Source organism: Microbacterium sp. KHB019 (assembly GCF_037285405.1).
Classification (GTDB): domain Bacteria; phylum Actinomycetota; class Actinomycetes; order Actinomycetales; family Microbacteriaceae; genus Microbacterium.
This window is the reverse complement of record NZ_JBBDHF010000001.1, coordinates 768,559-787,462: the sequence shown is the minus strand read 5'-3', so window position 1 is coordinate 787,462 and position 18,904 is coordinate 768,559. Positions and strand designations below refer to the sequence as shown.

The 18,904-nt window shown below is 68.8% G+C and carries 15 protein-coding genes; 11 read left to right on the top strand and 4 right to left on the bottom strand.

The features are described from left to right. Positions 1-23 precede the first annotated feature (23 nt). Positions 24-1,316 (top strand): GNAT family N-acetyltransferase, encoded by a 1,293-nt coding sequence (locus tag KHB019_RS03900; RefSeq protein WP_337458113.1) that lies wholly within the window; start codon positions 24-26, stop codon positions 1,314-1,316. A gap of 18 nt (positions 1,317-1,334) precedes the next feature. Here the strand turns inward: KHB019_RS03900 and KHB019_RS03895 are convergent, their stop codons facing one another. Beyond that, positions 1,335-5,021 carry a multifunctional oxoglutarate decarboxylase/oxoglutarate dehydrogenase thiamine pyrophosphate-binding subunit/dihydrolipoyllysine-residue succinyltransferase subunit gene (locus KHB019_RS03895; RefSeq protein ID WP_337458112.1) on the bottom strand — a complete coding sequence of 1,229 codons (3,687 nt, stop codon included), beginning with the start codon at positions 5,019-5,021 and terminating at the stop codon, positions 1,335-1,337. A 156-nt stretch (positions 5,022-5,177) separates the two neighbouring features. On the opposite strand from KHB019_RS03895, the gene KHB019_RS03890 reads away from it, so the two are divergent. From KHB019_RS03890 to KHB019_RS03880, 3 genes are all read left to right on the top strand, one after another. Further along, the gene (locus KHB019_RS03890) at positions 5,178-6,632 is read left to right on the top strand and encodes a GuaB1 family IMP dehydrogenase-related protein (protein WP_337458111.1); all 1,455 of its coding nucleotides are present in this window, start codon (positions 5,178-5,180) and stop codon (positions 6,630-6,632) included. Positions 6,633-6,778: 146 nt separating this feature from the next. Continuing rightward, entirely contained in the window at positions 6,779-8,098 is a 1,320-nt protein-coding gene (locus KHB019_RS03885; protein ID WP_230102241.1) for a hemolysin family protein, read from the top strand. Beyond that, positions 8,095-9,156 carry a hemolysin family protein gene (locus KHB019_RS03880; RefSeq protein WP_230102242.1) on the top strand — a complete coding sequence of 354 codons (1,062 nt, stop codon included), beginning with the start codon at positions 8,095-8,097 and terminating at the stop codon, positions 9,154-9,156. Before KHB019_RS03885 ends, KHB019_RS03880 begins: the two co-directional genes overlap by 4 nt. A gap of 18 nt (positions 9,157-9,174) precedes the next feature. Here the strand turns inward: KHB019_RS03880 and KHB019_RS03875 are convergent, their stop codons facing one another. After that, positions 9,175-10,242: an NADH:flavin oxidoreductase/NADH oxidase gene (locus KHB019_RS03875; protein WP_337458110.1), complete on the bottom strand. Its 1,068-nt coding sequence runs from the start codon at positions 10,240-10,242 to the stop codon at positions 9,175-9,177. 52 nt (positions 10,243-10,294) lie between these two features. Between KHB019_RS03875 and KHB019_RS03870 the strand changes: the two genes are divergently transcribed. From KHB019_RS03870 to KHB019_RS03850, 5 genes are read left to right on the top strand one after another with little or no spacing between them, the layout of a single operon-like run. Further along, on the top strand, positions 10,295-11,128 hold the full coding sequence (locus KHB019_RS03870) for an ADP-dependent NAD(P)H-hydrate dehydratase (protein ID WP_337458109.1): 834 nt from the start codon (positions 10,295-10,297) through the stop codon (positions 11,126-11,128). A gap of 8 nt (positions 11,129-11,136) precedes the next feature. Next, complete coding sequence (locus KHB019_RS03865) at positions 11,137-12,348, top strand: hypothetical protein (protein ID WP_443193185.1); 1,212 nt, start codon at positions 11,137-11,139, stop codon at positions 12,346-12,348. Between the two features lie 10 nt (positions 12,349-12,358). After that, the gene (locus KHB019_RS03860; RefSeq protein ID WP_337458108.1) at positions 12,359-12,676 is read left to right on the top strand and encodes a thiamine-binding protein; all 318 of its coding nucleotides are present in this window, start codon (positions 12,359-12,361) and stop codon (positions 12,674-12,676) included. A 45-nt stretch (positions 12,677-12,721) separates the two neighbouring features. Beyond that, positions 12,722-13,900, top strand: a complete 1,179-nt coding sequence (locus tag KHB019_RS03855; RefSeq protein WP_337458107.1) for an MFS transporter — start codon at positions 12,722-12,724, stop codon at positions 13,898-13,900. Between the two features lie 9 nt (positions 13,901-13,909). After that, the gene (locus KHB019_RS03850) at positions 13,910-14,536 is read left to right on the top strand and encodes an NUDIX domain-containing protein (RefSeq protein WP_230102247.1); all 627 of its coding nucleotides are present in this window, start codon (positions 13,910-13,912) and stop codon (positions 14,534-14,536) included. A 4-nt stretch (positions 14,537-14,540) separates the two neighbouring features. On the opposite strand, the gene metX is transcribed toward KHB019_RS03850, so the two are convergent. Both metX and KHB019_RS03840 read right to left on the bottom strand, forming a co-directional pair. After that, the gene (metX, locus tag KHB019_RS03845; protein ID WP_337458106.1) at positions 14,541-15,749 is read right to left on the bottom strand and encodes a homoserine O-acetyltransferase MetX; all 1,209 of its coding nucleotides are present in this window, start codon (positions 15,747-15,749) and stop codon (positions 14,541-14,543) included. Positions 15,750-15,893: 144 nt separating this feature from the next. Beyond that, positions 15,894-17,216: a bifunctional o-acetylhomoserine/o-acetylserine sulfhydrylase gene (locus KHB019_RS03840; RefSeq protein ID WP_230102249.1), complete on the bottom strand. Its 1,323-nt coding sequence runs from the start codon at positions 17,214-17,216 to the stop codon at positions 15,894-15,896. 149 nt (positions 17,217-17,365) lie between these two features. On the opposite strand from KHB019_RS03840, the gene KHB019_RS03835 reads away from it, so the two are divergent. Next, positions 17,366-18,169, top strand: a complete 804-nt coding sequence (locus KHB019_RS03835) for an SDR family oxidoreductase (RefSeq protein WP_337458105.1) — start codon at positions 17,366-17,368, stop codon at positions 18,167-18,169. Between the two features lie 5 nt (positions 18,170-18,174). Further along, positions 18,175-18,876 (top strand): uracil-DNA glycosylase, encoded by a 702-nt coding sequence (locus KHB019_RS03830; RefSeq protein WP_337458104.1) that lies wholly within the window; start codon positions 18,175-18,177, stop codon positions 18,874-18,876. The last annotated feature ends 28 nt before the right edge of the window (positions 18,877-18,904 follow it).

Sequence of the window (18,904 nt, the reverse complement as noted above, 5' to 3'; positions counted from 1 at the left end):
GCTGCCTCCCATAGGCTGGCACGATGACCGACGCACGCCAGATCCCCGTCGACCCCGCATCCGCCGAGCGCCTGAGAGCTCAGGGCCTGACCTACCGGCTCGTCGACACCGCATCGGATGCCGACACCGAGGCGTTCCTCCGTGCGGATTCTCGAGGATTCCTGGATGCTGAGCCGGCAGAGGACGTCGTAGCGGCGGATCGCGCCGGGATCGTCGAGCGCCGCAACGTCGGCGTCTTCGAGACCGATGCTCCGGTCGGCACCTGGCCTGTCGCCACGGTCAACTCCTGGGTCGCACCGCTGACCGTGCCCGGCGGCGAGATCGGCATGTGGGCGATCAGCTCGGTCACGGTGTCCGGCACGCACCGACGCCGCGGCATCGCACGCGCCCTCCTCGAGGGCGAGCTGCGGGCCGCCGCCACGGCCGGCGTCGCGATCGCGGGCCTCACCGCGTCGGAGGCGACGATCTACGGCCGCTACGGCTTCGCACCGGCAGTCCCGGTGGCCAAGGTCATCGTCGACACCCGACGAGCCGGCTGGGCTGCGCCGGCGCCGGCGGGCCGTGTCGAGTACGTCGACAAGGATGCGCTGCCCACGACGGTCGCGACGGTCCACGACGTCGAACGGACGCAGCGTGCCGGGCAGATCGCGGGCTGGCCGCGGCGCTGGGGCCGCATGACCGGCGTCGCTCCGGGGAATCCCTCAGCGGCAAAGGTGCGCGGCGTCCGCTACGTCGACGGCGAGGGAAACGTGCGGGGTGTCCTCGTGTACACGCTGGAGGACATCCCCGGTGCGTTCCGGTCGGAGATGCAGATCTCGCTGCTGTCGGCTGTGACGCCGGATGCGCTCTCCGCACTGTGGAGCTTCGCACTGCAGCACGACCTCGTCGACAGGGTGACCGCTGATCTGCGCCCCGTGGATGACCCGCTGCCGTGGATGGTGCAGGATCCCCGCGGCGTCGAGATCCGTGTGCACGACCACGGCTGGCTGCGGATCCTCGATGTCGCGGCGGCCCTCGAGGCCCGCACGTATCGGGCGCCCCTCGACCTCGTGCTGAGAGTCGACGACTCCCTGGGCTTCGCCGCCGGGACGTGGCGGCTGACGGTCACCGACGGGCGGGCTGCCGTCGTGTCGGCCGAATCCGGGATACCGGATGCCGTGCTCGACGCCGCCACGCTTTCGGCGCTCTACGTCGGGGGAGTCAGCGCGACGCAATTGCGCAACGCCGGGCGTCTGGATGCCGCGGCAGAGGTCGCCGCATCCATCGACGACGCGTTCCGCGCCGTGCAGGCGCCCGTCCTCGGCATCTGGTACTGAGGACGAGCGCCCTGGTCGTCAGTCCAGCGTCAGCGCGCGCTTGAGCAGGTCTGCCTGCTCGCTGGCGTGCACCTTCGACGAGCCCGTCGCCGGTGACGCCGATGCGGCGCGGGACACCGCACGGAAGCCGCGGTCGCGGACCTTGTCGAACTCGAGCGCAAGGAACGGCCACGCGCCCTGGTTCTCCGGCTCGTCCTGCACCCACACCAATTCGGCGTTCGGGTACGTGTCGGTGATCTGCTTCAGCCCCTCCATGGGGGTCGGGTACAGCTGCTCGAGGCGGACCAGGGCGATCTGATCGTTGGGGTTCTTCTCGAGCTCGCTGCGCAGATCCCAGTGGATCTTGCCCGAGTGCACGAGCACGCGCTTGACCTCATTGCGGTCGAGCTGGCGCTCGTCGTCGAGCACGGGCTCGAAGCGGCCGGTGGTGAAGTCCTCGACGTTGCTGGTCGCGCCGCGCAGTCGCAGCATGGCCTTCGGCGTGAACACGATGAGCGGCTTGCGCGGGCGAGCGTACGCCTGGCGGCGCAGCAGGTGGAAGTGCGACGCGGGCGTCGACGGTCGGGCGACGATCATGTTCTCCTGCGCGCACAGCTGCAGGAAGCGCTCGATGCGCGCGGACGAGTGATCGGGTCCCTGCCCCTCGTAGCCGTGGGGGAGCAGCAGCGTGACGCCGGACTGCTGGCCCCACTTCTGCTCGGCGGAGGAGATGTACTCGTCGATGACGGCCTGCGCGGTGTTGGCGAAGTCGCCGAACTGCGCCTCCCAGAGGACCAGCGCCTCCGGCGCCTCCACCGAGTATCCGTACTCGTAGCCCATCGCCGCGTACTCGCTGAGCAGCGAGTCGTAGATGAAGAACCGGCCCTGATTCTCGGACAGGTTCGCCAGCGGCAGCCACTCCTGGCCGTTCGCGCGGTCGTGCAGCACCGCGTGACGCTGCACGAAGGTGCCTCGGCGCGAGTCCTGGCCGGCGAGGCGCACCGTGGTGCCCTCGACGAGGAGCGAGCCGAATGCGAGCAGTTCGCCGAAGCCCCAGTCGATGTTGCCCGTCTTCGTCATCTCGACCCGCTTGTCCAGCAGCTGCTGGATCTTCGGGTGCACGGTGAAGCCCTCCGGCTTGTTGCCGAAGGCTTCGCCGATCAGCGAGACGACCTCGTTCGAGATGCCGGTGACGTCCGGAGCGCCGACGACCTCGTCCACAGGGGCGAGTTCGGGGGCGATCGGCGTTGCGCCGGTCTCGGCCGCGTGCGTCTCGGCGAAGGCGACCTCGAGGCGGCTCTGGAAGTCGGCCTTCGCCTGCTCGTACTCCTCTTCGGTGATGTCGCCTCGACCGACGAGAGCCTCGGTGTAGAGCTTGCGCACCGAGCGCTTGGCCTGGATGAGGTCGGTCATCAGCGGCTGCGTCATGGACGGGTCGTCGCCCTCGTTGTGACCGCGGCGGCGGTAGCACACGAGGTCGATCACGACGTCGCGGTTGAACCGCTCACGGTACTCGAACGCCAGCTGAGCGACGTGGATGACCGACTCGGGGTCGTCGCCGTTCACGTGGAAGATGGGCGCCTGGATCGTCTTGGCGACGTCCGTCGCGTAAACGGAGGAGCGAGCATCGGTCGGCGTGGTCGTGAAGCCGACCTGATTGTTGACGACCACGTGGATCGTGCCGCCGGTGCGGTAGCCGCGCAGCTGCGACATCTGCATGGTCTCGACCACGACGCCCTGACCCGCGAACGCGGCGTCGCCGTGGACCAGGATCGGCAGCCAGGAGAAGGTGCCGATGGGCTTGCGATCCTGTTTGGCCCGGACGATGCCCTCGAGGACGCCGTCGACGGTCTCGAGGTGCGACGGGTTGGCCGCCAGGTACACCGGCAGCTCGGACTTGTCGTCGGCGACGAATGTGCCCTCGGTGCCCAGGTGGTACTTGACGTCGCCGGATCCGCGCTGGTTGCCGGGCATCTGGGTGCCCTCGAACTCGCGGAAGACCTGACCGTAGGTCTTCCCGGCGATGTTGGTGAGGACGTTCAGGCGGCCGCGGTGCGCCATGCCGATCGCGGCGCCGTCGAGGCCACCGGTCGCCGCACCCTGCAGGATCTCGTCGAGCAGCGGGATCAGGGACTCGCCGCCCTCGAGGGAGAACCGCTTCTGCCCGACGAACTTCGTCTGCAGGAAGGTCTCGAAGGCCTCGGCCTCGTTGAGCTTGCGAAGGACACGCAACTGCTCGTCGTGGCCGGGCTTCTGGTACTTGATCTCGAGCTTCTCCTGGAACCAGCGGCGCTGCTCCGGGTCCTGGATGTGCATGTACTCGATGCCGAGCGTGCGGCAGTAGGAGTCGCGCAGCACACCGAGGATGTCGCGCAGCTTCATGACGCGCTTGCCGCCGAAGCCACCGGTGACGAACTCGCGGTCGAGATCCCAGAACGTCAGTCCATGGCTCTCGATCTCGAGGTCGGGGTGCGAGCGCTGGACGTACTCGAGCGGGTCGATATCGGCCATCAGGTGGCCGCGCACGCGGTAGGAGTTGATCAGCTCCTGCACGCGCGACTGCTTGTCGACGCGCTCGGCGAGGTCGACGGCGATGTCCGAGTTCCAGCGGATCGGCGCGTACGGGATGCGCAGCGCAGCGAAGATCTCGTCGTAGAAGCCGCGCTGGCCGATGAGGAGCTCGTGCACCTTCTTGAGGAACTCACCCGAACCGGCGCCCTGGATGACGCGGTGGTCGTAGGTGCTGGTCAGGGTGATCGTCTTGCCGATGCCGAGCTCGGCGAGCGTCTTGTCGCTGGAGCCCTGGAACTCGGCCGGGTACTCGAGGGCGCCGGCGCCGATGATGCAGCCCTGGCCCTTCATGAGACGCGGCACCGAGTGCACCGTTCCGATTCCACCCGGGTTGGTCAGCGAGACCGTGGTGCCGGCGAAATCTGTAGCGGTGAGCTTGTTGCCGCGGGCGCGGGTGACGAGGTCCTCGTAGGCGGCGAGGTACTCGGTGAATGTCAGCGTGTCGGCGTTCTTGATGCTCGGCACCATGAGTGCGCGAGTCCCGTCCGGCTTGGGCAGGTCGATCGCGATGCCGAAGTTGACGTGCGCGGGGGCGACGACCGAGGGCTTGCCGTCGATCTCGGCGTAGAACACGTTCTGGCTGGGGAACTCCTTGAACGTCTGGATCAGTGCCCAGCCGATGAGGTGCGTGAAGCTCACCTTGCCGCCGCGCGAGCGCGACATGTGGTTGTTGATGACGATCCGGTTGTCGATCATCAACTTCGCCGGGATCGTGCGGACGCTGGTCGCGGTGGGAACGGTGAGGGACTGGTCCATGTTCGCCGCGAGGGTCTTCGGCATGCCGCGGAGGACGGTGACCTTGTCCTCATCGACAGCGACCTCGTCGGCCGGCTTCGCCTTCGGGTCCGGCTTGGGCGCCTGTGCGGGGATGGGCGCCTGCTTGGCCGGCTTCGCCGTGGTCTTCGCGACCGGCTGCGTGCCGATCACGGGGATGGGCGCGGTGACGGGATGCTGATCAGTCGCCGTGCTCGCCGTGGGGGATGCGGGAGCGGCGGATGCGGCATCCGGCGTGTAGTTCTCCAGGATCGGCCACCACTCCTTGTCGACGGAGTTGCGATCGGCCTTGAACTGTTCGAACAGCTCGTCGACGAGCCAGGAATTGGCTCCGAAATCTCCGTCGTCCGAACCCCCGACGCCGGCTACCTGGTTGGCCACGCGTTATCGCCCTCTTTCATCGCTGAAGATATTTGTGCACGCGAGTTCGGGAGGCCCCCGGGTTCGCGCATCCTGCCGTCTAGCCTAACGTGTTCTCACACGGGGACAGGTGACGTGACGCGCCCGCGGAGCGGCCGGGAAAGCTACCGTGGAGTCATGAAGTTCGTCAGCGAGCAACCAGCCGTAGATCTCACGTACTCGGATGTGTTCCTGGTGCCGCGCCGGTCGGACATCACCAGTCGGCTCGAGGTCGATCTCGCACCCCAGGACGGCACCCCGGCGACCATCCCGCTGGTCGCGTCGAACATGAACTCCGTCACCGGTCCTCGACTCGCAGCCGTACTGGCACGACGCGGTGGCCTGGGCATCCTTCCCCAGGACATGCCGCTGCAGGACCTGGACGCCGCGATCCGCGAGGTCAAGGCGCAGCCCGTGCGATGGGACACCCCGCTCGTTCTGTCGCCGGCGGCGACTGTCGCCGATGCGCTGCAGCTGCTGCCGCCCGTGGCGGGGCACGGTGTCGTCGTGGCCGATGGCGGCCGCGGCATCGACGCCTCCGCAGTGCGCGGCATCCTGCCCGCCACGCGGTTGGCGACGGCGTTGCCCGACGCTCAGCTCGGCGATCTCGTGCGCTCCGGCAGCCCAGCGCTGGAGGCGGAGGATGCCGCCGACCCGCGGGCGGCGTTCGACGTGATCAGCGAGACGGGCGCCGAACTGGTCACGGTGCTCGACCACGGGCACCTCGTCGGCACGCTGAGCGCTCGCAGTGCGCTGCGGTCGACCCTCTACTCTCCGGCCGTCGACGCGCAGGGACGGCTCGCGGTCGGAGCGGCCATCGGCATCAACGGCGATGTCGCAGCGAAGGCGCGTGCCCTGGCTGGGGCGGGCGTGGACGTCCTCGTCCTCGACACGGCGCACGGGCATCAGGAGGGCATGCTCCGGGCTCTGGCCACCGTGTCCGCTCTCGATCTCGGCATCCCGCTGGTGGCCGGCAACATCGTCACCGCCGACGGCGTGAACGACCTCGTCGACGCCGGAGCATCGATCCTCAAGGTCGGCGTCGGCCCCGGCGCCATGTGCACGACCCGCATGATGACCGCCGTGGGGCGGCCGCAGTTCTCCGCCGTGCTCGAGACCGCAGAGGCCGCGCACGCCGCAGGGGCGCACGTATGGGCGGACGGGGGAGTGCGGTACCCGCGGGACGTCGCTCTCGCGCTCGCCGCCGGTGCGGCATCCGTCATGATCGGCTCGTGGTTCGCCGGAACCATCGAGGCGCCGGGCCGACTGCAGGCAGACGGCGACGGGCGCCTCTACAAGGAGTCGTGGGGCATGGCCTCGACCAAGGCGGTGCAGGCGCGCTTCGGACGTCTCGACGCGTACGAACGGGCTCGCAAGGAGCTCTTCGCCGAGGGAATCTCCTCGTCGAAGATCTACCTCGATCCGCTGCGCCCGGGCGTCGAGGACCTGCTCGACATGATCACGTCCGGCGTGCGCTCGTCGTTCACCTATGCCGGTGCCGCCTCCGTGCCCGAGTTCCATGACCGTGCGCTGGTGGGACGTCAGTCGGCGGCGGGGTACGAAGAGGGCAAGGCGCTGCCGGTCAGCTGGTAGCCGGTCGCGCGCCCGCGGGAACTCACAGCGAAAACAACAGAGAGCGTCCGGGCGATTCGGTAGAATCGATGCACCATGGACGACCCTCCCAGTTGTAGTACATCGCCCCATTGCCCGCGCTGCCACTCCGAGGAGGGGAGCGTCTGATGGATTACGTCATGTTGGGCGTGGGGCTCCTGCTCACGGTGGGGACGGGCCTGTTCGTCGCCAGCGAGTTCGCGCTCGTCAACCTCGACCGCGCTGAACTCGAAGCACGTCAGGCGCGCGGTGAATCGCGGCTGTCGCTGACGATCAGCGCCCTCAAGCACACCTCCACCCATCTGTCGTCCGCTCAGCTCGGCATCACGCTGACCACGCTGCTGACCGGTTACACGATGGAACCGGCTCTCTCGAACCTGCTGAGTCCCGTCCTCCTCGGGTGGGGCTTGTCAGAAGCATCGGTGAGCCCGATCTCGACGATCGTGGCGATGTTCATCGCGACCGTGCTGTCGATGATCCTCGGCGAACTCGTGCCGAAGAACTTCGCGCTCGCTCTCCCGCGGGCCACGGCGAAGCTCGTCGTCCCGTTCCAAGTGGCGTTCACGACCGTGTTCAAGCCGGCGATCCTGCTTCTCAACAACAGCGCCAACGGCATCCTTCGTTCGATGGGCATCGAACCCAAGGAAGAGCTCTCCGGAGCACGCACCGCCGAGGAGCTCTCCTCGCTCGTCCGCCGCTCCGCCAGCGCCGGCGTCCTCGAGGCCGATACGGCGACCCTGCTCGATCGCAGCCTCACGTTCGCCCGACTGTCCGCCGACGACGTCATGACGCCGCGGCCGAGCATGCACGCGATCGCCGCGAGCGACTCCGCCGAGGATGTCATCCAGCTCGCGCGCCGCACCGGCCACAGCCGCTTCCCCGTCTACGACGACGACTTGGACGACATCACAGGCGTCGTCCACTTGAAAGCCGCCGTCTCGGTGCCGCGTGAGCGTCGCAACGAGGTGCCGGTCGGCGCGCTCGCGACAGAACCGCTGCGCGTCCCCGAGACCCTGCACCTCGACGTGCTGATCTCCGAACTGCGCGCCAAGGGCTACCAGCTCGCGATCGTCGTCGACGAGTACGGCGGGACCGCCGGAATCGTGACCCTCGAGGACCTGGTCGAGGAGATCGTCGGCGAGGTCTCTGATGAGCACGACCGAAGCCGCGCCGGCGTCGTGCAGGGGCGTGACTCGATCACGTTCCCCGGCGAGCTGCGCCCGGACGAGCTGCGGAACCGCACGGGTGTGCGCGTGCCGGAAGGTGATGTCTACGACACCGTCGGCGGCTACATCATGAGCGTTCTCGAGCGCGTTCCGGCCACCGGTGACGAGGTCACCCTCGACTCCGGTGTGCTGCAGGTCGTCCGCATGGACGGCCGCCGTGTCGACCGCATCCGGTACACCCCGGTGCCGGTCGATGCCACAACCGAGGAGGTGACCCGATGAGCGACTGGATGGGAATCCTCTGGCTCGTGATCCTGCTGATCGCGAACGCCTTCTTCGTCGGCGCCGAGTTCGCCGTGATCTCCGCGCGCCGTTCGCAGATCGAGCCGCGTGCAGAGCAGGGATCGCGTGCTGCGAAGACCGCCCTGTACGCGATGGAGCACGCGACGCTCATGCTCGCGACATCGCAACTCGGCATCACGATCTGCTCGCTGCTGATCCTGAACGTCTCAGAACCGGCGATCCACCACCTGCTCGGCGTGCCGATGCACGCCCTCGGATGGGCCGAGCCCGTCGTCGACATCGTCGGATTCGTCATCGCCCTGGTGCTGGTGTCCTACCTGCACGTCGTGTTCGGCGAGATGGTGCCGAAGAACCTCGCGTTCTCAGTGCCGGATCGGGCGGTGCTGATGCTCGCACCGCCGTTGGTCTGGGTCTCGAAGGTCTTCCACCCCGTGATCTGGGTGCTCAATGCAGCAGCGAACGGTGTGCTGAGGCTGTTCCGCGTCGAGCCGAAGAACGAGGCTGCGTCGACCTTCACGATCGACGAGGTCGCGACCATCGTCAACCAGTCGAGACGCGAGGGCGTTCTGAGCGACGCCTCAGGTGCGGTCGCGAAGGCCGTCGAGTTCACCGACAAGAAGGCGCGTGACGTCGCCGTCGCCCTGAGCGATCTGGTGACGCTGCCGCAGACGACCACGCCGGATGACATCGAGCGGGCCGTGGCCCGGTACGGTTTCTCGCGCTATGTGATCGTCGACGACGAGAGCATGCCGCTCGGGTACGTGCATCTCAAGGACATCCTCCGTGCGTCGGAGGGCGACGACGCGGCTGCGAAGACGCTGGTGCCGATCCCCTCCAAGCGCATCCACCACATGGTGCCGGTGCAGGAGGACACCGACCTCGAGGATGCACTGGCGATCATGCGTCGCGCCGGCCGCCACCTCGCCAGGGTGCGCGACGCCCGAGGCGAGACCACGGCGGTGCTGTTCCTCGAGGACATCCTCGAGGAGCTCGTCGGCGAGGTCCAGGACGCGACCAGGAGGGTGCACGGCCGATAGTCGACGGCCGCCGCAGGATCAACGCCAGCGTGCGCGCAGGTACTGCGGCGGCCAGACGACCTCTGCACCGAGCTCGTGGGCCGCGCGCAGTCCGAAGTGCGGATCTCGCAGCCATTCGCGACCCGCGAAGACGGCGTCGGCCGAGCCGTCGGCGAGGATCTGCTCGGCCTGCGCCGCATCGGTGATGAGGCCGACCGCCGATACGGGGATCCCGCCCTCCTGATGCACCGTGGCGGCCAGCGGTACCTGATACCCCGGGTGGACGTCGATTCGCTGGTGTGCGACCAGGCCTCCGCTGGAGACATCGATGAGGTCGGCACCGCGAGCGATCGCCCACTCGGCCACCGTCGCGGCCTCTTCAGGGGTGAACCCGCCCTCGGCGTGATCGGTGGCAGAGATGCGCACGAGTATCGGCACGCCGCTGCCTGCGACCTCGCGCACGGCATCGACCACCCTCAGCAGCAGCCGTGCGCGGTTCTCCAGCGACCCGCCGTACGTATCGGAACGTCGGTTGGACAGGGGGGAGAGGAACTGGTGCAGCAGGTAGCCGTGCGCGCTGTGCACTTCGAGCACGTCGAATCCGGCATCCAGCGCTCTTCGGGCCGCGTCCCGGAATCCGATGACGACGCGCTCGATGCCGTCAGCGTCCAGGGCGACCGGCTTGGCGAACCCCTCGAAGGCCACGGCGGAGGGAGCGACCGTCGCCCACCCGCCGTCCGCCTCCGGCACGGAGCCGCGATCATCCGCCCACGGCCACCACGTCGAGGCTTTGCGTCCGGCATGGGCGAGCTGGATGCCCGCGATTCCGCCGCGGTGATGGATGGCCTCGACGACCGGCGCCCAGGCGTCGCGCTGCTCGTCGTTCCAGATGCCGGTGTCCCGCGGGGAGATGCGCCCCTCGGGGACGACGCTGGTGGCTTCGGCGACGATCAGCCCGGCACCTCCGGACGCGAACTGGGTGAGGTGCGCGTGATGCCATTCCTGTGCGACGCCGTCCACGGCGCTGTACATGCACATCGGTGATACCCAGAGCCGGTTCGGGAATGTGACGGAACGGATGCGGAGCGGGGAGAAGAGAAGACTCACGCTTCGAACGTAGTACCGGCGTGGAGGGGGTCGGCGCGCTAGCGTGGAAGACATGGTCGATGTCCGCGAATGGTCCCGTGCGGACACAGTGCCGTTTCTGCGCGTGCCGACCGCGGACGATGACAAGTACTCTCGCGGCGTCGTCGCCGTGCGCACCGGTTCGAACGCGTACCCGGGCGCCGCCGTGCTCGGCGTCGAGGCGGCGTGGCGCACCGGTGCAGGGTTCGTCCGCTTCGTCGGGGAGGGGAGGGCGGCGGATGCCGTGATCGCCCGGCGCCCCGAGACCGTCGCCGCGGCAGACATCGGCAGTACACGCGTCGACGCCTGGGTGATCGGCTCCGGCACGAGTGCGGCGCACCGCAGCTGGGACGAGGATCGCGCGCTCCACGACATCCTCGCCGGCACGGCGCCGGTCGCCGTCGACGCGGGCGCCCTCGATCTCGCGCCGAAAGCCACCGCACCGCTGGTCGTCACCCCGCACGCGGGCGAGTTCGCTCGGCTGCGCGCGCGGCTCGGCCTGAACGCGGGCAGCTCAGGCGATCGTGCGGCTGACGCTGCCGAGGTGGCGGCGCTGCTGTCCGCGACTGTCCTTCTGAAGGGTGCGACGACGCTGATAGCCGCTCCCGACGGCAGCGTCACGAATGTCACGGGAGCGCCGGGATGGCTCGCCACCGCGGGTGCCGGCGACGTACTGGCCGGGATGCTCGGGGCGCTGATCGCCACGAACGCGGATGCTCCACTCGATGAGGTCGCGGCCGCCGCGACGTGGCTGCACGGGTACGCGGCGGCGCTGGCATCCGGTGCCGCCGACGGACCGGGGCACCCGATCGTCGCGCTCGACGTCGCCGAGGCGATCCCCGCTGCCATCGAAGACCTGCTGTCGTGAAGATGCGCGTGACGGCCCTGTGGGCCGCCTTCCTCGCCGCGCACGTGATCGTCGCCTGGCTGGGCTGGGTGTACCCGACCCAGCCCATGGGCGATGTCGTGCTCGTGTATCAGCCGTGGTCCGCCTCGGCGCTCAGCGGCGGCGCGATCGTCGGGATCACCGAGTCGTGGGTCTACCCGCAGCCGGCGCTGCTGCCGATGCTGCTCACCCAGCTGCTGGCGTGGCCCCTGAACGGCCTCGCCGGCACGACCGGCGCGTATCTGATCGGCTGGGCTGTGCTCGTGACGGCTCTGGATGCCGTCGGCTTCGGCGTGCTCGTCGGGCGCGACGGCGCGGCCGCTCGGCGGTCGGCCGGCTGGTTCTGGACGGCTGCGCTCCTGCTGCTCGGTCCCATCGCGATGTACCGCATCGACGCGATCACGGTGCCGTTGGCGGTGATCGGCGGCTGCTGGCTCGTGAAGCGCCCGGCGCTGGCCGCTGCCATGCTCGCCCTCGCCGCGTGGATCAAGATCTGGCCGGGTGCACTGTTCGTCGCTGCGGTGGCGGCGGCGCGGACGCGCATGCGGATGCTGCTGGTCTTCCTCGCGGCGACTGCGGGGATCGTCGTGCTGCTGTTCCTCCTCGGCGCCGACCGGCACCTGCTCGGGTTCGTGTTCGAGCAGACCGGGCGCGGGCTGCAGATCGAATCCGTCGCCGCGACGCCCTTCATGTGGATGGCGGCGGCGGGGGCGGCATCCATCGACTACAGCTACGAGATCCTCACCTTCCAGATCGGCGCGCCGGGGGTCGACGCGGTCTCGGCGCTGCTCACTCCGCTCATGGCGCTCGCCGCGGTCGGCGCTCTTGTCTACGGCGCGTTCAAGGCGGCACGCGGAGCATCCTTCCCTCGGCTGTTCCCGCCGCTCGCCCTCACGCTCGTCGCCGTGCTGATCGTGACGAACAAGGTCGGCTCGCCGCAGTTCCAGACCTGGCTGATCGCGCCCGTCATCCTCTGGATCGTGTTCGACAGGACCCGTTCCGGGCTCCCCGTCGCGCTCGTCCTCGCGCTCAGTGCGCTGACCTGTCTCGTCTACCCGCTCACCTACGACGGACTGCTCCGCGCCGAGCCGCTGCCCGTGCTGCTGCTGACCGTGCGCAACGTGCTGGTGACCGTGCTGCTGATCATGGCTGCGCGGGCGCTCGTGCGCGTGCCTGTTCCCCGAACCCACCAGAGAAACTGAGGTACTGATCATGCTCATCGCCTTCTCCGTCGCACCAGGCGGCACCGGCAACACCGACGGCTCCGTGCACGACGCGGTCGCGGCAGCGGTCAAGATCGTTCGCGAGTCCGGGCTTGCGCATCGCACGACCAGCATGTTCACCGAGGTCGAGGGCCCGGACTGGGACACGGTCATGGACGTCGTCAAGCGCGCCACAGAGGCCGTGATGCCCTTCGGCTCCCGAGTGTCGCTCGTTCTCAAGGCCGACATCCGACCCGGATTCACCGGAGAGCTCGACGCCAAGATCGAGCGACTCGAGGCGGCCATCGAGGACTCCGACGCCCAGTAGCATTGTCTGGTGACTCACTCCTCGACATTTTCGAGGGGTGCGGCGATGATGGCGCTCCTCTCCCTCGCCATCGGCTCCTTCGGCATCGGCATGACCGAGTTCGTCGTGATGGGCCTGCTCCCGAACATCGCGCAGGATCTGCTGCCCACGCAGTGGGCCGCCTCGCCTGAAGAGGCGATCGGTCAGACCGGCATCCTCATCTCGCTCTACGCGCTCGGCGTCGTGATCGGCGCGCCGACGATCGCCGGGCTCGTAGCGCGCTTCCCGCGGCACCGGGTGATGATCGGTCTCGCGATCGCGCTCACGGTCTTCAACGCGCTGACGGTCGTCATGCCCACCTTCGAACTCGTCGGCGCCTCGCGACTGCTCGCCGGACTCCCGCACGGTGCGTACTTCGGCATCGGCGCCCTGGTCGCCGCTGACGTCCTCGGACCGGGCAAGCGCGCGCAGGGCGTCGCCTTCATCCTCACCGGACTCACGATCGCGAACGTCGTCGGCGTGCCTCTGGGGACGTTCCTCGGGCAGCAGTGGGGCTGGCGCACGGCGTTCCTCGTCGTGACGATCGTGTTCGCGCTCGCCGCCTCGTCGATCGCTCTGTTCGTGCCAAGGCATCCCGGCGAACCGGGCAGAACACTGCGTTCGGAGCTCGGCGTGTTCCGCGTCGGTCAGGTCTGGCTCACGCTCGGCATCGGCGCGATCGGGTTCGGCGGTTTCTTCGCGGTCTACAGCTATGTCGCGCCGCTGGTCACGGACGTCGCCGGCTCTCCGGAGTGGGCCGTGCCGATCGTGCTCGTCATCGTCGGGCTCGGGATGACGGTGGGCAACCTGCTCGGCGGATTCATGGCCGACCGCGACCTGCGCCGCACGCTGCTGATCGGCATGGGAGGGATGGCGCTCGTTCTCGCGATGCTGGCACTGCTGTCGTTCCAGATCATCCTTCTCGCGGTCTTCGCGTTCGCCGTCGGACTGGTCTCGTCGGTGCTGAGTCCGGCGATCCAGACCCGGCTCATGGATGTCGCGGGCGACAACCAGTCGATCGCAGCGGCGATGAACCACTCGGCGCTCAACATCGGCAACAGCCTGGGTGCCTTCCTCGGCGGTGCCGTGATCGCCGTCGGCTGGGGGTTCACCGCGCCGGCATGGACAGGAGCCGTGCTCGCCGTCATCGGGCTGGGAATCACGATGGTGGCGTACCGCTCGGAGCGGGTGACGGCGACCGCATAGGGTGAGGGCATGGATCAGACCATGCTCGTCGGCGGGACCGCCGTTCTGCTGCGTGCCGCGCATCCGGGGATCGAGACGCTTCTGATCCGTCGTCCTGACCGCGGCTCGTTCGCCAGCGCCTGGGTCTTTCCCGGCGGCGTCGTCGAGGACGTCGATATCATGACGGGCGACACCGAGCACGCCACGGCTGCTCGGGCAGCCGCCCGCGAATGTGAGGAAGAGGTCGGACTGCGTCCGACGGCGCTCACGACCCTCTCGTGCTGGGTGCCGCCGATCGAGGCGCCCAAGCGCGTCCGCACCTGGTTCTTCCTGGCTGAGGCCCCGGACGGCGAGGTGCGGGCTGCGCCCGACGAGGTGATCGACGTGCAGTGGCTGTCGCCGGCGGAAGCTCTACGACGGCACGCGGACGGGGAGATCGTGCTCTTCCCGCCGACGTGGGTCACTCTTCAGGGACTGGCGGCGCACTCGTCCATCGCGGCCGCTGTCGCCGCGGCATCTGTTCCGGAGCTGTACTCCACGCACCTTCTGGGCGACGGCGTGTTCCTCTGGGCGGGCGATGCCGAGCATCCGGATGGCGGTTCGGGGCGGCACCGGCTCGGAACAGCCGCGCTGCCCTGGGAGTACGTGCGCGACTGACCGTTCAGGCTGCGAGGAGTCGCCGCAGGTGGTGGCTGACAGCATCCGTCTCGATGAGGAAGCCGTCGTGGCCGAAGTCGCTGTTCAGCACGACCGCCTCGTTGCCGTCGAGGGTGTTCGGGATGCTGCGCGCGATGCGGTGCTGCCCGTCGACGGGGAACAGGCGGTCGGTGTCGATGCCGAGCACGAGCGTCGTCGCCGTGACCGACTGCAGTGCGCTCTCGACGCCGCCGCGTCCGCGGCCGACGTCGTGCGAGTTCATCGCCTCGACGAGAGTCAGGTAGCTGTTGGCGTCGAACCGGCGCGTGAACTTGTTGCCGTGGAAGTCGAGGTACGACTCGACGGCGAAGCGTCCGCCGCGACCGAGGGGGGAGACCTCGGACTGCCACGACCGCTGGAAGCGCTGGTTCAGCTCGATCGGACTGCGGTAGTTCAGAAGGGCCATGCGGCGGGCGAGAGCCAGCCCGCGGTGGGGGCCTTCGCCGACGCTCTGGTCGTAGTACTCGCCGGCCTGGAACCGCGGGTCGATGCGGATCGCCTCGAGCTGCACGGAGTTCAGGGCGATCTGGTCGGCGGTGTTCACCGGGGGAGTGGACAGCACGGCGAGGCGCTCGACGCGCTCCGGGTGGGAGATTCCCCACTCCAGCGCGTGCATCCCGCCCATGGATCCGCCGACGACGGCGGCCCAACGGTCGATGCCCAGGGCGTCGGCGAGGCGGACCTGCCCCGCTACCTGATCCCGGATCGTCAGGTACGGGAAGCGCGACGCCCACTCGTAACCGTCGGGGGCGATGCTGGCGGGGCCCGTGGAGCCCTGGCATCCGCCGAGCATGTTCGGAGCGATGACGAACCAGCGGTCGGTGTCGAGTGCCGCGCCCGGTCCGACGACATCGTGCCACCACCCGTCGGTGGGATGCCCAGGGCCGGCGTCGCCGCGCAGATGGCTGTCGCCGGTCAGGGCGTGCAGCACGAGAACCGCGTTGTCGCGCGCGGCGTTGAGCGTGCCCCACGACTCGTACGCGACGCGGATGCCTGGCAGTTCCTGTCCGATCTCGGTGCGGAAGGCGCCGAAGGCGGCGAACTTGCGGTTGCCGGCGGGGTCGCCGTCACGCCACGCTCCGGTCACGGGCGGTCGCGCACGCAGGAGGCGGGCGTCGTCTTCGGTCACGCGCGCCGATGGCACGGTGTCCTCGGAGGTGCTCTGCCAGTCCATGTCTCCATTGTCGCGGCTCGTGTCCGCTCGCGGGCGAACGTTACGTCGCGCTCGCCGTGCGGGCGGAAACATCGCAGAAACGCACGAATCTCGCAGAGTTCCGGAGAGAGTCTGCGAGATTCGTGCGCTACTGCGAAAGGATGCTCAGGCGCGAGCGGCCTCCGAGACACGGCGAGCTGCGGCGAGGGCCTCGTCGAGGTCGGCCTTGAGGTCGTCGATGTTCTCCAGCCCCACCGACAGACGCACCAGCCCGGGCGTGACGCCTGAGGTCAGCTGCTGCTCCGGCGTGAGCTGCGAGTGCGTGGTGGATGCAGGGTGGATGACGAGCGAGCGCACGTCGCCGATGTTCGCCAGGTGGCTGAACAGCGACAGCGAGTTCACGAACTCACGGCCGGCCTCCACGCCGCCCTTCAGCTCGAACGACAGCACGGCGCCGACGCCCTTCGGCGCGTACTCGTTGGCCTTGGCGTACCACGGCGATGAGGGCAGCCCGGAGTAGTTCACCGAGGCGACATCGGGGTGGTTCTCGAGCCACTCCGCGATCTCCTGCGCGTTCTGCACGTGGCGCTCGATGCGCAGCGACAGCGTCTCGATGCCCTGGATCAGGTTCCAGGCGCTCTGCGGCGCGATGGCCGATCCGAGGTCGCGCAGCAGCTGCACTCGGGCCTTGATGATGTAGGCGAGGGCGTCGCCGACAGCGGCGGTGTAGACCGCGCCGTGGTACGACGGGTCGGGCTGGGTGAGCTCGGGGAACTTCTCGGCGTGCTCGGTCCAGGCGAACGTGCCGCCGTCGATGATCGCGCCACCGATGGTGGTGCCGTGGCCACCGAGGAACTTGGTGACCGAGTGCACGACGATGTCGGCGCCGTGCTCGAACGGGCGGATCAGGTACGGCGTCGCGATCGTGTTGTCGACGATCAGCGGGATGCCGCTCTCGTGAGCGACGTCGGCGATGCCTCGGATGTCGAGCACGTTGATCTTCGGGTTGCCGATGGTCTCGGCGAAGAACAGCTTGGTGTTCGGGCGGACCGCGGCGCGCCACTCCTCGATGTCGTCCTGGTTCTCGACGAACGTGACCTCGACGCCGAGCTTGGCGAGCGTGTACTTGAAGAGGTTGTAGGTGCCGCCGTAGATCGAGCTCGACGAGACGAAGTGGTCGCCGGCCTGTGCGATGTTCAGCACGGCGAACGTCGATGCGGCCTGACCGCTGGAGAGGACGAGCGCGCCCGTACCGCCCTCGAGGGCCGCGAGGCGCTGCTCGAGAACGTCCTGCGTCGGGTTCTGGATGCGGGTGTAGATGTTGCCGAACTCGGCGAGGGCGAACAGGTTCGCGGCATGGTCGGCGTTGTCGAACACGTACGACGTGGTCTGGTAGATCGGCGTGGCTCGAGCCTTCGTCACGGGGTCGGGCGCTGCGCCGGAGTGGATCTGCTTGGTCTCGAAACGCCAGGTCTCGGGTGCGGACATTGTGTGCCTCCTCGGCTGGATTCGAAATCGATGCGGCGGATGCCGTTGATGTGAGATTACGGAACGAGCCCTCGCGCGACAACGCGCGGGAAATGTTACGTAACATCTCGGATCCGCGTGATCGTGCGGAAAAGTCGTACGGTGGAGGCATGGCTACACAGGCAGGTGCGGCGAGGCGCGCAGTGGTGACGGGTGCGAGCTCCGGGATCGGCGAGGCGACGGTGCGGGATCTGCGCTCTCGCGGGTGGGAGGTCGTGGGCGTCGCCCGCCGCGCGGACCGCCTGCGGGCGCTGGCCGAAGAGACCGGAGCGTCCGCGGTGGCCTGCGATCTCACGAATGAGGACGCCGTCGCCGCCCTCATCGGCGAGCTCGAAGCCTCTGGACCGGTGCACGCGCTGGTCCAGGTGGCCGGAGGCGCCCGCGGCACCGACCGCGTAGAGGACGGCAGCACGGAGGACTGGCAGTGGATGTACGAGGTGAACGTCCTCGCCACCCAACGTCTCGTCGCCCGCATCCTTCCGCTGCTGCGCCGAGCTGCGGCATCCGACGGGCATGCCGATGCGGTGTTCGTGACGTCGACCGCTGCCCAGACGGCGTACCAGGGCGGCGGCGGATACAACGCTGCCAAGGCCGCAGAATCCATGCTCGTGAAGGCCTTGCGTCAAGAACTGAACGGCGAGCCGATCCGCGTCGTCGAGGTCGCGCCGGGCATGGTGCACACCGAGGAGTTCACGTTGAACAGGCTCGGCGGAGATCAGGTGGCGGCCGAATCCGTCTATGCCGGGGTCGAGGCGCCGCTCACGGCGCACGACGTCGCCGACGTCATCGGGTACGCCCTGGATGCTCCTGGTCATGTGAATCTCGACCTCATCACGATGCGCCCTGTCGCGCAGTCGGCGCAGCACATCCTCGCCCGCGGCCCGCTGCGCGTGCGCCCCGAGGTCGAGGACTGAGGTCAGTGCCGGGCAGATCGCTGGAGCAGCTCGCCGACGAGGGCCTGATCGATCGGGGCTGGGCGGCTGCTCTGGCCCCCGTGGCCGAAGACATCCGTGCTTTGGGTGAGCGGCTGCGCGCCGAACAGGCCGGCGGTGCCGGATACCTTCCCGACGGCGCACACGTGCTGCGGGCCTTCCAGCGTCCGCTCGCGGACGTCCGGGTGCTCATCACGGGGCAGGACCCGTACCCGACCCCAGGTCACGCGATCGGACTGTCGTTCGCCGTCGACAAGGATGTGCGCCCGCTGCCGCGGAGTCTGTCGAACATCTACGCCGAGCGTCAGAGCGATCTCGGCATCCCTCCTGCGCCGCACGGCGACCTGACAGCGTGGAGCGATCAGGGCGTGCTGCTGCTGAACAGAGTGCTGACCGTGCGGCCCGGTGCCCCGGCATCCCATCGCGGCTGGGGCTGGGAACAGGTCACCGAGCTCGCGATCCGCACCCTCGTCGCCCGCGACCAGCCGCTCGTCGCGATCCTCTGGGGCCGGGATGCCGCTAATCTCCAGCCTCTGCTCGGAGAGACACCTGTCATCGCCTCGGCCCACCCTTCGCCGCTGTCGGCCCGACGCGGGTTCTTCGGGTCGAGGCCGTTCTCACGCGCGAACGCTCTGCTCGAGGAGCAGGGTGCGTCGCCGGTGGACTGGCGTGTGGCCGGCGAAGCATGAGCTCACTCGCTGCGGTTAGGCTGAGCGA